The sequence below is a fragment of the Salinibacterium sp. ZJ450 genome, assembly GCF_011751885.2.
Taxonomy (GTDB): Bacteria; Actinomycetota; Actinomycetes; order Actinomycetales; family Microbacteriaceae; genus Ruicaihuangia.
The window spans coordinates 2,681,012-2,695,739 of record NZ_CP061771.1 but is presented as its reverse complement, the minus strand read 5'-3'; the positions used below and the strand labels follow the sequence as shown (position 1 = coordinate 2,695,739).

The following is a 14,728-nucleotide window of genomic DNA, read 5'->3' as shown; positions in this document are numbered from 1 at the left end:
CGGGGGGATAGCTGAGGAGGCGCGTCATGAAAGACGGATACCCGCTCATCGAGGACCACGGGCTGATCGGAGACCTCCAGACATCAGCTCTCGTGTCAACGGATGGGTCCATCGACTGGTTCTGCGCTCCGCGATTTGATTCGCCCAGTGTGTTCGGCGCCCTCCTTGACCGCGAGAAGGGCGGGTTCTGCCGCATCCGGCCGACCGCGGAAGCATTCACCACGAAGCAGCTCTACTTTCCCGACACCGCGGTTCTGGTCACCCGGTACCTGACGGAGGACGGTGTCGGTGAGGTGGTCGACTTCATGCCGGTGACAAGTTCGAGCGCGCCCGCCGAACATCACCGGATTGTGCGGATGCTGCGATGCATCCGAGGCCGGATGACCTTCGAGGTCGATATCGCCCCCCGCTTCGACTACGGCCGCGACGGGCACAAGACAGAGATCAGCGACGACGGGGCGGTGTTCCGGGGAAATCGCACCACCATGTCGGTCAGCGTGGTGCGCGAACCCGACGACGAGCCGCTGGGCCGCGGCGCGGCTAACGAGGCCGGCGATGTCCACGGCGAAATCACCCTGGCGGCGGGGGAGATGCGCGGGTTGATCCTGGACGTCGGCTCGACAGCGGCGCGAGAGACCAGCGTCGACGAGGTCTGGGGCCTCTTCAACAACACCGTGACGTTCTGGACCAATTGGCTCGAGCAGTCCACCTACACCGGTCGCTGGCGGGAGATGGTGAATCGTTCGGCAATCACCCTGAAGCTGATGACCTACGCGCCGACCGGAGGACTGGTCGCCGCCCCCACCGCCGCGTTGCCGGAGCAGGTCGGTGGCGAACGCAACTGGGACTACCGGTTCACCTGGGTGCGGGATTCGTCGTTCTCGGTGTATGCCCTGCTGGCACTGGGCTTCATGGAGGAGGCGACGGCGTTCGGCGCCTGGTTACGCGAGCGGGTCGCCGACACGCACATCGACGGTGGGACCCCGCTGAACATCATGTACCGCATCGACGGGTCCAGCGATCTGAGCGAGGAAACCCTCGAGCATTGGGAAGGGTACCGGGGGTCATTCCCGGTTCGAATCGGCAATGGCGCGGCCGATCAGCTGCAGCTGGACATCTATGGCGAGATGATGGACAGCCTGTACTCAGCCGACGAACGCGGCTTCCTGATGGCTCACGCGGGCTGGCTCAAGGTGTGCGACGTGCTCGACTGGCTCGTCGATCACTGGGACCAGCCGGAGGAAGGCATCTGGGAAACCCGCGGCGGACGGCAGGACTTCACCTACGGCAGGCTGATGTGCTGGGTGGCCTTCGACCGCGGCATCCGCCTCGCCACCAAGCATGGGCGACCGGCATCCGTCGACAATTGGATGGCAGCCAGGGATGCGGTGTTCCAGCAGATCATGGAGAAAGGCTGGAGCGCCGAGCGTCAGGCATTCGTGCAGCACTACAAGACGCAGGTTCTGGATGCCTCGCTCCTCCGCATGGCGGCGCTGGGGTTCATCAGCCCAACCGACCCGATGTGGCAGTCCACCCTGGAAGCGATGGGCGGCGAACTGGTCACCGACAGTCTCGTGTACCGGTACGACCCCAGCGCTTCGCCGGATGGGTTGCGCGGTTCTGAGGGCACGTTCTCGCTGTGCACGTTCACGTACGTGGAGGCGTTGGCGGGGGCCGGTCAGATCGACAAGGCGCGCATCACCTTCGAGAAGATGCTGACCTACGCCAACCACCTGGGTCTGTACTCCGAGGAGATCGCGTTGACCGGTGAGCAGATCGGCAACTTTCCGCAGGCGTTCACCCACCTGGCGCTGATCAACGCGGCCATCACGCTGGACGGCGCACTGACCCGCCGGGCGGCGCGCTGACCGAGGTCAGTCCGCCGGATCCTTCACAGGCGTGATCTTGCGAGGCAGGAACGCTGCCGCGGCAAAGCCGATCAGGCCGACGGCAGCTAGCACGATCGTGGCGATTGCGTAGTTCTGGCCGGGAGTCGACGCGATACCGGCGACCAGGATGGTGCCGGCGATCGCCGTGCCCATCGACGATCCCAGGTTGGAAATGCTTCGGGACAGGCCTGAGATCTCGCCCTGCTTGGACTCGGGAAAACTCGACTGCACCACGTTCACCGAGGGGGTGAGCATCAACCCGACACCGAGCCCGGTGAGCAACAGGCCGGGCGCAAATGCCCATGCGGTCTGCGTCCCCTGCACGATCACGAGCCCGAGCAGCATTCCGATGACGGTGAGGGCAAAGCCGGTGAGAATGAGCGTCCGCTGTGCAAACTTCCTCGACAGAGGCCCGGCTGCTATTGAGGACGCCAGCAGGCCGACCGTTGCCGCAGTGAAGATCACGCCGGTCTCGATGGCGTTGTACCCGCGCACCACCTGCAGGAAGCTCGCAACAATAAACGAGAATCCCAGCAGCATCAACCATTGCGCGTTCTGTGTAATCAGGCCCAGGTTCGACGTGCGGTTGCGGAACAGGCTCGTTGACAGCAGGGGTTCCTTGCCCGCGCGTTCCTTCGCCCGTACCGACAGGAAGAAGCCCACCAGCACCAGGACGCCGGACGCGATCAGGACCAGCATCAGCATCAGGCTGTTGTCTGCTGCGAGGATACCCAGAACGATCAGAATGAGGCCAGCGGCCGAGAGAATTGCCCCCAGCACGTCGAACTCACGGGTCGGATCGGGGGGGAGAGGATCCTTGATTCTGCGGCTGAGCAGCACGATCACCACGATGATGAGGGCCTGGAACACGAACGCCGCACGCCAGCTGATCGCCGACGTGATCAGCCCGCCGATCAGCGGGCCGGCCGCGGACCCAACGCCTCCCGCGGCGCTGATCGCGCCGAACGCCTTGGCGCGGGAACCCAGGTCGTGGAAAAGCATGGTCGTCAGGATGTAGACCGGCGGGATGAGCAGCGCGGTGCCAATACCCTCGAGGATCGAGTTGCCGAGAATCAGCACGGGAAGCCCGGGCGCCGCCGCACTGATCAGGGCGCCGACGCCATAGATCACGAGACCCAGAAGGAACAGTCGCTTGCGACCGTAGCGGTCCGTGAGCTTGCCGCCCGGGATCATCAGCGCGGCCATGACGAGCAGGAAGATGGTGATCGCGACCTGGATCCCCTGCACCGTGGTGTTGAGGTCCTCGCTCATGTCGTTGATCATCACGTTCATGTTCGAGCCGGCGAAGCTGCAGATGAACTGTGCAAGTGCGAGCGGGAGCAACACGCCCCGCGCCTGAGTCCGGGCTTTCTGCTCAGTCATGTTCGTGTCCCATCGTTACAGGGGATTACGGCCGCTAGCGCCCAAACTACGGCCGACGTCAGTTATCAGGATCACCCAGCGAGGGTGAGGAAGTTGCGTCGTGGCCGGAGTAGGCAGTTAGGGAGGTGGGTCGGCCCCCGGTGACATAACCCAGTCGCCGCCGGCGCACCGCATGAGGGAGGGCACCATGACAAGCACAACGGGGCGCACCACCGACTCGGGGCGATCTGCCGACCGGGACTACAGCGTGGTGGCGGCGGGGAGCATCCTCTTCGCCGGGGTCATCATGATCATGGTCGGCGCCTTTCACATTCTGCAGGCCCTCGTGGCGCTGTTCAACGATGAGTTCTATGTTGCCGGTCCGGAGTACGTCTACCAGTTCGACCTGACCTCGTGGGGTTGGATCCACCTGCTCGGCGGCGTGGTTCTGGTATTCGGTGGAGTCGCCCTGTTCCGCGGAGCCATGTGGGCGCGCATTCTGGCCGTGGTGCTGGCATCGCTGAGCGCGCTCGTGAACTTCATGTGGCTGCCGTACTACCCGCTGTGGGGGACCATCCTGATCGCCCTCGACGTGTTCATTATCTGGGCGGTACTCGCGCACTCCCGCGATCTGATCAGGAGCGGCAAGTAACGTTCTCCGCTGGGCGGGGCAAGATCATCCGACCGGGGTGATGCCTCGGGTGCGGAGCGGAAATGACACTAATCAGGCTTAGTGAGCCAATCAGATTGCAGGGGTGATGTGTCGTGGTAATGACAGATGTGCACGGCCCGGTTGACTTCGTGTTGATCGAGTTTCCGGTGGACGGGACGGGCAGCGGCGAAACCGCTGCAGCACTGATGGACCTGATTCAGCGGAGGGTGATCTGGGTCTATGACCTCATGATCATCGGGAAAGACGTGGATGGATCGGTCGCCGGCATCGAGTTGACCGAGGATGTTGAGGCCGCCTTGGAAGGGTTCGCCTCGCTCGAATCCGTTCGGTCGGGTCTCCTGGACGAGGATGACATTGCCCAAGCAGCCGAGGCCATGAACCCGGGTACCGCGGCTGCGCTCATCGTCTACGAAAACCTGTGGGCGATTCCGTTCATTGCCGCAGCGCGCGAGGCCGGCGGCGACGTCATCGCCAGCGCCCGCATTCCTGCGCAGGACATCATGGCCGCGCTCGACGCGGTGGAATCCGAGTCGACGGTCTGAGGAGGAAACAGACATGGGACTGTTACGAGGAATAGGACGCACGGCGGTAGTCGCCGGCACCGCGACAGCCGTGAGCGGTCGCGTTCAGCGCCGCCAACAGGCGAAATTTGCCGCCAAAGATCAAGCAGCCCAGGCGCAGCAGGAACCCGCCCAACCGGCCTACGAAGAAGCTTCGGCAGCCCAGGCGGCACCAGCCGCTGATCCGATGGAGCAGCTCAAGAGCTTGGGAGAGTTGAAAGCGCAGGGAGTGCTGACCGAGGCGGAGTTCGAGGCTCAGAAGGCGAAGATCCTCTCGACCATCTGAACTCGGGCGACTGAACAATTCATCACCCCACCCGTGCCCTGCCGACCTCAGTCGGCAGGGCACGACGGCGTTCGGGCACTTACGCGGTACCCGCCAAGAAAGCGTGCACTGACGAGACCACGACCGACCCCTCACCAACCGCTGATGCCACCCGTTTCACCGAACCGCGTCGCACATCGCCGACCGCGAAACATCCCGGAACGGATGTCTCAAGCGGATGCGGCTGCCGCTCACTGGGCCACGCCCGGCGCCCGCCCTCGGCGAGCACGTCGCCGCCGGTGATCACATAGCCCCACTGGTCACGCAGCACCTCATCGGCGATCCAGTCGGTGTGCGGACGGGCGCCGATGGTGATGAACACGGCCTCGCTCGGCACGGTCGACTCCGCGCCGGTGTGCAGGTTCTGCAGCACGATATGGTCGAGCCGGTCGCCGGTGCTGCTGCCGCCGCCGGCAAGCTTCACGCCCATCTCAATCTGCACCCCCGCGGCATCCAATTGGTCGATCAGGTACTTCGACATGCTTTCGGCGAGACTGCGGCGCACGACCAGAGTCACCGATTGCGCATACCGTGCCAGGTGCAGCGCGGCCTGCCCGGCCGAGTTGCCGCCTCCCACCACATGCACCGTGCGGCCCTTCTGCGCTCGCGCTTCCACCGCCGACGCCCCATAGAACACCGCCGAGCCCACGTACGGGGTGAGATCACCGAGCGGCAGCGTGCGGTACGTCACCCCGGACGCCAGCAGCACCGACCTCGCCTGCACCTGCTGCTCCCCGGCGACCTCGAGCTGGAATCCGGACTCGGTCACGGTCATGCCGACCGCCTCACGGCTGTGCGCGAACTGGGCCCCGAACACCCACGCCTGTTGGTAAGCCCGCTGCGACAGCTCTGCGCCGGAGATCCCGCGGGAGAAACCCAGGTAGTTGCGGATCAGGGAACTGGTTCCGCATTGCCCGCCGATGGCGTCACGTTCCAAGACCAGAACGCTGAGACCTTCGGATGCCGCGTAGACCGCCGCCGCCAGACCGCTGGGGCCTGCCCCGACCACGGCCAGGTCGACGGGGCCATCGGGTAGGTCGGTATTCAGCCCGAACGCGCGCAGCAGCTCGGCGTTGTCGGGGTCGCGTAGCACCTCGCCGTCCGCCAATCGCACCAGCGGCACCCCGTCGTACCGCACGGCGGCCCCGGCCAGCACGTCGCGGCCGGCATCCGATTCCGGTTCGGCCGTGGCAAACGGCACGCTGCCGCGAGCCAGCAGCCGCGCGATCTCGTGCGTGCGCAGCTGTGCGTCCTCGCCGACCACGGTGATGTCGCGGGAACGTTTGCCGACCGCCACCTGCCAATCTCGTAGGTACTCGGTCACGGCGCGGTGGAAGCTCTCATCGGGGGAGCGGCCCGGCCGCAGCACGTAGTAATCGATGTGGCCGGCAGCCATCAGCTCGAACAGCAGGTGCGCCGTCGCCGGCTCCGCCCACTCGCCCCAGCCGATCAGCAGGCTCCGCTTACCCTCGGGAAACAGTCGCCGCGCCTCGGCGAAGATCGATTGCTTGTCGGCGGAAGTCGGGCTCTCGGCGAGCACCAGAGCCACCTGACTCTGCGCCGCGGCGGCGCGCTTCAGTCGATCAACCGCGTCGGCAGTGCTGACCACCGTTATCTCATAGTCGCGGGAGTACCGGTGTTCGAGTTCGCTGACGACCGGCTCGCGGGTCTCGTCTGACGCCAACGCGACTAGAATGATCGGACGCTCGGCCGGGTCGGTGACCGCACTCATGTCGCTCCCTCTTCTTGGGGGCGGGGCCTGATGTGGGGGCGGGGCGCGATGACGGCCTCGCCGTCTAGCTGGCGAGTGTACTCGCGGCCCGGGCAGGTGTCACCGGGGGGAGGGCTGGACGCGGCCGCCTGGAGCGCTCACACTTTCCGGTATGGACCGATCTTCGGGTGCCATCCGTACGCCCGATCAACGTCTGCGCGTCTTCGTCAGTTCGACGCTGAAGGAACTCGCGGCAGAACGCAAAGCCTCCCGAACGGCGATCGAGCGGCTTCACCTCGCGCCCGTCATGTTCGAGCTGGGCGCCAGGCCGCATCCGCCCCGCGAGCTGTACCGCGCCTACCTGGCGCAGAGCGACATCTTCGTCGGGTTGTACTGGGAGAACTACGGCTGGGTGGCACCCGGCGAGGACGTGTCGGGTTTGGAGGACGAGTACAACCTGGCCCAGGGCGTGCCCAAACTGATCTACATCAAAGACCCGGCCACCGGGCGGGAACCCCGCTTGACCGAGCTGCTGGACCGCATCCGCACCGATGACACCGTCTCGTTCAAGTCGTTCAGCGACCCCAGAGAACTCGGCAGGCTGATTACCGCTGACGTGGCCACGCTACTGGCCGAACGCTTCGACCAGAGCGTGGCGACATCCGCCCCGGGGCAGGCCGCGCCGACGACGACCGACGTGTCCACCGACCAGCCCAGTGCGATCCCGGTCGCCCTGACCGAGCTGATCGGACGTGAGGCTGAGGTGCAGCACATCATGCGCGTGCTGCGAGCCGGCCCGGCGCGCCTGATCACTCTCATCGGGCCGGGAGGCATCGGCAAGAGCCGTCTCGCGATCGACGTCGCCGGCAGGGTCGACGAGGAACCTCATGAGCACGTGGTGTTCATCGACATGTCCTCGGTGCACGACCCGGGCCTGGTGCCCACCGCCATCGCCGACGCGCTCGGTGTGCAGGACACCGGTGACCGACCGCTGGACGACAAGCTGAAGACCGCATTGCGCGACCGTCGGGTGCTGCTGGTGCTCGACAATTTCGAGCAGGTGCTGGATGCCGCACCGCTGCTGACCACCCTGCTGGCGTCGGCGGCGGGGCTGCGTTTTCTCGTCACCAGCCGGACTCGGCTGCGGGTGTCAGCCGAGTACGCGTTCGAGGTGGGCCCGCTCGAGCTGCCCGACGTCACCCGCAGCCCGAGCATCGCCGACGTGCTCACCGTGCCGTCCGTAGCCCTGTTCGTGGAGCGGGCACACGCGGTGAAGCCGGACTTCGAACTGACCGGTGGCAACGTGGAGGCGGTCGCGAAAATCTGTGTCGCCCTCGACGGGGTGCCGCTCGCGCTCGAGCTGGCCGCGGCGCGGGTGCGGGTGCTGCCGCCCACGGCCATGCTGGAGCGGCTCGACCGCCGGCTGGCGCTGCTGAGCGGCGGCGTGCGCAACCTGCCCGAGCGGCAACAGACGCTGCGCGCCACAATCGACTGGAGCACCCAACTGCTGGGCGCCGGTGAACGAGAACTGCTGGCGCAGCTGGGCGTGTTCGAGGGCGGTTTCGCACTGGATGCCGCGGAGCAGGTGACCGGCACCGACACCGGGGTCGACGCACTCACGCTGCTCGGCGGTCTGGTGGACAGCAGCCTGGTGCGCCAGCAAGACCGGGGTGACCGGCCGTACTTCACCATGCTCGCCACGGTGCGCGAATACGCGGTGGAACAGCTGGAAGCCAGCGGACGACTCGGCGAGCTGCGGCGGCGGCACGCGGACTACTTCGTGCAACTGGGGCTCACCGCCGAACCCGGGCTGGAGGGTGCTGGTCAGCGCGACTGGGTCACCCGGCTCGCCGAGGATCGCGACAACCTGCGGGCCACGGCACGGTACCTGCTTGACGAGCACGATTACGACGCGGCCGCGGAGTTCGCCTGGGACCTGTACATGTACTGGTGGGTGGCAGGGCATCTCGGCGACGTGCGGCGCTGGATGGACGAGGTTCTAGCGTCGGGGGAGTCGCTCTCGGATCACACCAGGGCGATCGCCCTGTACTTCACGCGCGCCATCACCTTCTGGCAGGACCCGGACGAGCTGGTGATGCCGGGGCTGGAGGAGAGTGCCGCGCTGTTCCATCGCGAGCAGCAGGTGGCAAGCGAGGCCCTTGCCCTGGTGTCGCTTGCGCTGTCGATGCTGGCCTCCGCCGAGCCGAACCCGGCGAAGGCCCAGCAGACTCTGGAGAGAAGCCTCGGGCTGTTCCGCGGCATCCATGATCGATGGGGTGAAGCGATGGCGCTGGTGACGCTCGGCCGGGTGTCGCTGCTGCAGCAGGACGTGCCGGCGGCCCTCTCCCAGTTCGAGCAGAGCCTTGCCCTCACCCGGCAGCAGCAGGACGAACTCGGCGAGTCGATTGCCCTGCACCATCTGGCGTGGTCGCACCTGCTGCTCGGTGAACTCGACAAGGCGCGTGGCGAGTTCGAGTCGAGCCTGGCGCTCTCTGAACACCTCGGCCACGCCGAGGGAGTGGCATACGGATTGGAGGGCCTGGTGGCCATTGCAGCATCCGATCGAGAGCCGGAGCGGGCGGGCCGGTTATTCGGCGCCGCACAGTGCTTGCGGGAACGCAGCGGGCTGTACGACGCGCCGACGTTCACCTTTCACCAGCGATTCGTCGACTCCATCCTGGCCGGCGAAAACGCCGGAGAGTTCGAGCGGTCGCGGCTGGCGGGCCGCACCCTCGCGGTCGACGACGCTGTGCAGTACGCCCTGTCGGTGCGTGCCCGATGACCGCCGCCGGCACCGCCCAGCGCACCGACCGGGTGCTGCCGCTTACCCGGTGGGTGTCGATTGTGGTGATCCCGTTTCTGATTGCCGCCGTCATCCTCCTCTACATCCTGGCCAGCCAGACCGAGCAACTGTTCGCCTGGACCATAGATCCGCCGCTCACCGCGATGTTCCTGGCGTCGGCATACGTCGGCGGCATCTGGTTCTTCGCGCAGGTGCTGCGGCTGCGCATGTGGCACCGGGTGGCGTACGGCTTCCCGGCCGTGGTGGTGTTCGCGGCGCTGCTCGCGGCGTCCACCCTGCTGCACTGGGAGCGTTTCCATCACGGGCATCCGTCGTTCATCGCCTGGCTGACGCTGTACCTGACCACACCGGTTGTGGCGCTCGTGGCGTACCTGATGAACCGGCGTGAGGACACCGGGGCGCCGGAGGCCCGCGACTATGTCATCCCGCTGGTGTGGCGGGTGGTGCTCGGGCTGATCGGGCTGGCGGCGCTCGTCACTGGGCTGCTGATGTTCTTCATCCCGACGCTGCTACAGCCGCTGTGGGCCTGGCCCCTCACCCCGCTCACCACGCGGGTGGTCGGCGCCATCCTCACCCTGCCCGGCATGGTGAACCTGTGGTTGCTGCGGGATACCCGCTGGAGCTCGTTCCGTTGGATGTTCCAGGCGCAGATCGTGAGCCTGCTGTTCCTGACGCTGGCCGTGCTGCTGCGCGCCCAAGACCTCGACTGGACTCGACCCGCCGCGCTGTTGTTCGTCCTGGGCATCGAGCTGTCGCTCGTGATCTACCTGGCCTTCTACCTGTCGTGCGAGACGCAGTTGCGGCGGTTGCGCCGCCCCGCGCCTGCCTAGGTGGGCCTACCGCGCCTCAGCGCTACCTCGTCTGCCGCATCAGCGTCGGCGCACGGCTGGCCAGAACCACCAGGCTTCCCACCGTGAGCATCGCGAGCAGGATGGCCGCACAATACATCGCGAGCACCACGTACCCGGCGGCCGGGTCGAGGAACGGATAGGGCACCCAGCCGTCGGTCGCCCCGCGAATGAGCACGACGACGATCCAGACGAACGGGTAGATCAGCAGCAGCCACAGACGGCGGAACGGGATCCGGCGGCGGTCGGCAGAGACCAGCCATTGCAGTACCGCAAAGATCGGCGTCACGATGTGCAGCACCACATTTGCCCAGGCCGGGGCGATGGAACCGACGCCCAGTGGGGCAAGCAGCGTGGCGTAGACGGACCCGACGATCACCAGATACGTGGTGATCGACGCCCGGGCGACCAGCATCAGATCACCGACCCGTTCGCGACGCGCCTCGATGACGACCGCCGCAACCAGCGCCGCCGCATAGAACAGGTTCGACTGGATCGTGAAGTACCCGAAGAAGTTAAACGGGTTGACCGCACCGTTGTTGGCGGTGTCGATGAACGTCCCGGTCACTGCGACCAGGATCAGCACCGCCATGAGCAACCGCACGGTGAGCCTGAGGACGCGAAATTTTGGACGGATAGCCGCCGGTTGTACGAAAGTCATGCAGAAAGTCTCATTTCACCCGACGGATCGGATTCGATCGTATCGGGTCGACCTGCTACCCGCCGAGCAGCTTCCGGATCCGCTGGCTCGACACCGGCTCCGCGGTGCCGACCTGCTGCGCGAACAGGCTGACCCGGAGTTCCTCCAGCAGCCAGCGCGCGTGCACCAGGTGCGGTGCGGCGCCGGGCGCCAGCGGCAGCGTGCCGCCCGCCGCCTGGTAGCGGGCGGTGGAGCTCTGCACCTCGTTCATCCAGACGCGGTCGCGCGCGACATCCGTCGGCAGCTTCTCCATCCGCGCGGTGACCGCCTGCAGGTAGCGGGGCAGGTGCCGCAGCTGCGCCAGGCCGGTGCGCGACACGAAGCCGGGATAGACGAGTGCGCCCATCTGCTCCCGGGCGTCGGCCACCGCGGGCAGCACGGTCATGCTGGTCGCGGACTTCAAGGCACGCTCGGCGTCGCGCATGGCGGCCAAGGTTTTGGCGACCATTCCCACGGCGGCATATAACGAGTCGACGAGGCTGGCCGAGATGCGTTCGCGCGCCACGTCGAAGTCGGTGCGCCGCCAGAGCAACCCGTCCGCGGCCAGCTGGCGCAGCCCGTCGTCGACGCAGGCCACCAGGCAGTCGTCGAACAGCGCCTGCACGTTCTGGTAGGGGCTGGTGGCGAGCAGCAGCTTCTCGCTCTGGCTGAGGTGCTCTTTCACGTAACTGAGCGGGGACGGGATGCCGGCGAGCAGCAGTCGACGGATTCCGGCGGGTGTTGCGGCGGCCTGGTCCTCTGGCGTGCTCATCAGTCGGATCGCGACCGTGCTGCCCTCATCCACGAGCGCCGGATACGCCCGGATCACATTGCCGCCCTGCCGGATGTCGATCACCTTCGGCAGCTCGTCGAAATCCCAGCCGGTCAGGCCGGAGCGTTCCAAAGCGTGCGGGGTGCGCACCGCGGCCTTCGCCACCGACTCGCGAGCGCGGCTCTTCAGCTTGTGCTGCAGCGATACGAGGTCCTTGCTGCGCGCCTGCAGCTGGCCGCGTTCGTTCGCCACCGCGAAGGTCACCCGCAGGTGCGGCGGCAACCGGTCGGTTTCGAAGTCGTCTGGCGACACCGGGGTGTGCGTCTTGCGCAGAATCTGGGTGGCGAGGAACTCGGTGATCGGGGTTTCGGCTAGATCCGCGTCATCCGGAACCGCCTCGAGCAGGGTGCGAGCCCAGTCGGCCGCCGGCACCACGTTCCGGCGGATCGCCTTCGGCAGGGTCTTGATCAGCGCGGCGACGAGGTCCTCTCGCAGGCCGGGCACCAGCCAGTCGAAGCCCGCGGGGGAGAGCCGCGCCAGCAGCGGCAGCGGGATCTGCACGGTGACGCCGTCGTCGTCGGAGCCCGGCTCGAACCGGTAGCTGAGACTGAGGGTCTGGTCGCCCTGCCGCCAGCTGGTGGGGAACGCGTTGTCGTCGACCCGGGTGTCGCCGGCCAGGGTTTCCGGCGTCATCGTGAGCAGCTCTGGCGTGTCACGGCGGGCGGCGCGCCACCACTTCTCGAACGACCGCGTGGAGGATACGTCTTTCGGGATGCGCCGGTCGTAGAACTCGAAGACGGCTTCGTCGTCGTACAGGATGTCGCGGCGGCGGGTGCGTTCCTCGAGCTCTTCGAGCTCCTTGCGCAGCCGTCGGTTGTCCCGGTCGAAGCCGAACACGCGGCGGTCGAGCTGGCTGATGTCCCACTCGCCCTCGACCAGCGCGTGCCGGATGAACAGTTCGCGGGCGTATGCCGGGTCGATGCGGGAGAACTGGGTGCGCCGGCGCTGCACGATCGGGACGCCGTACAGGGTGGCCCGCTCGTAGGCGACGACCGCGCCCTGCTTCTTCTCCCAGTGCGGTTCGGAGTATGTGCGCTTCACCAGGTCGCCGGCCAGTGGCTCGGCCCAGGCCGGGTCGATCGCCGCGACGGTGCGGGCGAACAGCCGGCTGGTCTCCACCAGTTCGGCGGCCATCACCGCGGGCGGCTGCTTCTTGGCGAGCCCCGAGCCGGGGAACACCATGAAGCGCTGGTTGCGGGCGCCGATGTAGTCCTTCTTCTGCGCGTCCCGCAGCCCGATGTGGCTGAGCAGGCCGCTGAGCAGGGCCTTGTGGATGCCGTCGGGGTTCGCGCTCGGCTCGCCGATGTGCAGGCCGAGCTGCTTGGCGGCCCGGCTGAGCTGCCGGTAGACGTCTTCCCACTCCCGGAAGCGCAGGAAGTTGATGTACTCGGCGCGGCAGAGCCGGCGCAGCGCGCTGCCGGAGAGTTCTTGCTCCTGCTCCTTGAGGTAGTTCCACAGGTTCAGCAGGCTGAGGAAATCGCTGGTCGGGTCGGCGAAGCGGGCGTGCAGCTGGTCGGCGTGCGCGCGCTTCTCCAGCGGACGCTCGCGCGGATCCTGGATCGAGAGCCCGGCGGCGATCGCCAGCACCTCGCGGGTGCTGCCCTGCATCTTGGTCTCGATGATCATGCGGGCATAGCGCGGATCGACGGCGAGCTGCGTCATCTGCCGGCCGATCCGGGTGATGCGGATGCCGGTGTCGTCACCCTTCCCGCCTGCCTCCACCGCGCCCAGTTCCCGCAGCAGGTCGACGCCGTCCTTGATGCCGCGCGAGTCGGGCGGCTGCAGGAACGGGAACTGCTGGATGTCGCCGAGCCCGAGCGCGAGCATCTGCAGGATCACCGCCGCCAGGTTGGTGCGCAGGATCTCCGGCTCGGTGAACTCCGGCCGGCGGGTGTAGTCCTCTTCCGAGTAGAGCCGGATGGCGATGCCGTCGCTGGTGCGCCCGGAGCGTCCCGACCGCTGGTTCGCCGACGCCTGCGAGATGGCCTCGATCGGCAGCCGCTGCACCTTGGAGCGCACGCTGTACCGGCTGATGCGCGCTGTACCGGCGTCGACCACGTACTTGATACCCGGCACGGTCAGGCTGGTCTCCGCCACGTTGGTGGCCAGCACCACACGGCGCCGGATGCCGGGGGACCGCTTGGTCTCGAACACCCGGTGCTGCTCGGCCGAGCTCAAGCGCCCGTAGAGCGGGAGGATCTCGGTGTCCGATCCGGCGCGGCCCTTGAGGGCGTCCTCGGCATCCCGAATCTCGTTCTCACCGCTCAGGAACACCAGCACGTCGCCCGGCTTCTCGCGTGCCAGCTCGTCGATGGCGGCGGTGATGCCCTCGATGTAGTCCTTGTCTTCGCTGATCTCGCCGTCGAGTTCGTCTTCCTCGGTGACCTCCGCCACCAGCGGCCGGTACCGCACCTCGACCGGGTAGGTGCGTCCGGAGACCTCGATGATCGGCGCCGGCGTGCCATCCGCGGCGGCGAAGTGCCGGGCGAAACTCTCCGGGTCAATGGTGGCCGAGGTGATGATCACCTTGAGGTCGGGGCGCTTCGGCAGCAGGGTCTTCAGGTAACCGAGCAGGAAGTCGATGGTGAGGCTGCGCTCGTGGGCCTCGTCGATGATGATCGTGTCGTACTTGCTGAGCAGCCGGTCGCGGTGCATCTCGTTCAACAGGATGCCGTCGGTCATCAGCTTGACCTTGGTGTCCTTGCTGACCCGATCGGTGAAGCGCACCTGGTAGCCGACCAGGTCGCCGAGCTCGGAGCCGAGTTCCTCGGCGACGCGTTCGGCGATGGTGCGGGCGGCGATGCGGCGCGGCTGGGTGTGGCCGATCGACTCCCGGCCGAGCTCGAGGCAGATCTTCGGCAGCTGCGTGGTCTTGCCGGAGCCGGTGGCGCCGGCCACGATCACCACCTGGTTCTCGCTGATGGCGCGCGCGATATCCTCCCGCCGCTGGCTGACCGGAAGCTCGGGCGGGTAGAAGATCTGGGCGGGAATCATGAGCGCTCCATCCTATTCCGGCGCGGTCAGCGCTCCGGCCCGGTCAACTTCC

10 protein-coding genes are annotated in these 14,728 nt (G+C 66.9%); 6 read left to right on the top strand and 4 right to left on the bottom strand.

What is annotated here, in order from left to right; all coding sequences use genetic code 11:
- The first annotated feature begins 26 nt into the window (after nucleotides 1–26).
- A complete protein-coding gene (locus HCT51_RS12940; protein WP_166878640.1) occupies nucleotides 27–1,868 on the top strand; it encodes a glycoside hydrolase family 15 protein in 1,842 nt (613 codons plus the stop codon).
- A gap of 6 nt (nucleotides 1,869–1,874) precedes the next feature.
- Here HCT51_RS12940 and HCT51_RS12935 read toward each other — a convergent pair whose 3' ends face one another.
- Nucleotides 1,875–3,272 (bottom strand): MFS transporter, encoded by a 1,398-nt coding sequence (locus HCT51_RS12935; RefSeq protein WP_166878637.1) that lies wholly within the window; start codon nucleotides 3,270–3,272, stop codon nucleotides 1,875–1,877.
- Nucleotides 3,273–3,459: 187 nt separating this feature from the next.
- Between HCT51_RS12935 and HCT51_RS12930 the strand changes: the two genes are divergently transcribed.
- The 3 genes from HCT51_RS12930 (at nucleotide 3,460) to HCT51_RS12920 (ending at nucleotide 4,770) form a co-directional block, all read left to right on the top strand.
- Nucleotides 3,460–3,903, top strand: coding sequence for a DUF7144 family membrane protein (locus tag HCT51_RS12930; protein ID WP_208322551.1), 444 nt, complete (start codon nucleotides 3,460–3,462; stop codon nucleotides 3,901–3,903).
- Between the two features lie 119 nt (nucleotides 3,904–4,022).
- On the top strand, nucleotides 4,023–4,466 hold the full coding sequence (locus HCT51_RS12925) for a DUF6325 family protein (RefSeq protein WP_166878634.1): 444 nt from the start codon (nucleotides 4,023–4,025) through the stop codon (nucleotides 4,464–4,466).
- A gap of 70 nt (nucleotides 4,467–4,536) precedes the next feature.
- Nucleotides 4,537–4,770 (top strand): SHOCT domain-containing protein, encoded by a 234-nt coding sequence (locus HCT51_RS12920; protein WP_370626828.1) that lies wholly within the window; start codon nucleotides 4,537–4,539, stop codon nucleotides 4,768–4,770.
- 79 nt (nucleotides 4,771–4,849) lie between these two features.
- Here HCT51_RS12920 and HCT51_RS12915 read toward each other — a convergent pair whose 3' ends face one another.
- The gene (locus HCT51_RS12915) at nucleotides 4,850–6,541 is read right to left on the bottom strand and encodes an FAD-dependent oxidoreductase (protein WP_166878628.1); all 1,692 of its coding nucleotides are present in this window, start codon (nucleotides 6,539–6,541) and stop codon (nucleotides 4,850–4,852) included.
- Between the two features lie 151 nt (nucleotides 6,542–6,692).
- Here HCT51_RS12915 and HCT51_RS12910 point away from each other — a divergent pair, with 151 nt between their 5' ends.
- Both HCT51_RS12910 and HCT51_RS12905 read left to right on the top strand, forming a co-directional pair.
- A complete protein-coding gene (locus HCT51_RS12910; RefSeq protein WP_166878623.1) occupies nucleotides 6,693–9,302 on the top strand; it encodes a DUF4062 domain-containing protein in 2,610 nt (869 codons plus the stop codon).
- Entirely contained in the window at nucleotides 9,299–10,153 is an 855-nt protein-coding gene (locus HCT51_RS12905; protein WP_166878620.1) for a hypothetical protein, read from the top strand. The genes HCT51_RS12910 and HCT51_RS12905 overlap by 4 nt, the downstream gene beginning before the upstream one ends.
- Before the next feature lie 22 nt (nucleotides 10,154–10,175).
- Here the strand turns inward: HCT51_RS12905 and HCT51_RS12900 are convergent, their stop codons facing one another.
- Together HCT51_RS12900 and hrpA are read right to left on the bottom strand one after the other, a co-directional pair.
- A complete protein-coding gene (locus tag HCT51_RS12900) occupies nucleotides 10,176–10,832 on the bottom strand; it encodes a Pr6Pr family membrane protein (protein ID WP_166878617.1) in 657 nt (218 codons plus the stop codon).
- Nucleotides 10,833–10,887: 55 nt separating this feature from the next.
- Nucleotides 10,888–14,676: an ATP-dependent RNA helicase HrpA gene (hrpA, locus tag HCT51_RS12895; RefSeq protein ID WP_191413621.1), complete on the bottom strand. Its 3,789-nt coding sequence runs from the start codon at nucleotides 14,674–14,676 to the stop codon at nucleotides 10,888–10,890.
- Between the last annotated feature and the right edge of the window lie 52 nt (nucleotides 14,677–14,728).

Excerpts from the sequence above, each read along its gene's own strand:
- HCT51_RS12925 (WP_166878634.1), top strand. The coding sequence starts at position 4,023 with ATGACAGATGTGCACGGCCCGGTTGACTTCGTGTTGATCGAGTTTCCG.
- HCT51_RS12940 (WP_166878640.1), top strand. The coding sequence starts at position 27 with ATGAAAGACGGATACCCGCTCATCGAGGACCACGGGCTGATCGGAGAC.
- HCT51_RS12930 (WP_208322551.1), top strand. The coding sequence starts at position 3,460 with ATGACAAGCACAACGGGGCGCACCACCGACTCGGGGCGATCTGCCGAC.
- HCT51_RS12900 (WP_166878617.1), bottom strand. The coding sequence starts at position 10,832 with ATGACTTTCGTACAACCGGCGGCTATCCGTCCAAAATTTCGCGTCCTC.
- HCT51_RS12910 (WP_166878623.1), top strand. The coding sequence starts at position 6,693 with ATGGACCGATCTTCGGGTGCCATCCGTACGCCCGATCAACGTCTGCGC.
- hrpA (WP_191413621.1), bottom strand. The coding sequence starts at position 14,676 with ATGATTCCCGCCCAGATCTTCTACCCGCCCGAGCTTCCGGTCAGCCAG.
- HCT51_RS12915 (WP_166878628.1), bottom strand. The coding sequence starts at position 6,541 with ATGAGTGCGGTCACCGACCCGGCCGAGCGTCCGATCATTCTAGTCGCG.
- HCT51_RS12905 (WP_166878620.1), top strand. The coding sequence starts at position 9,299 with ATGACCGCCGCCGGCACCGCCCAGCGCACCGACCGGGTGCTGCCGCTT.
- HCT51_RS12935 (WP_166878637.1), bottom strand. The coding sequence starts at position 3,272 with ATGACTGAGCAGAAAGCCCGGACTCAGGCGCGGGGCGTGTTGCTCCCG.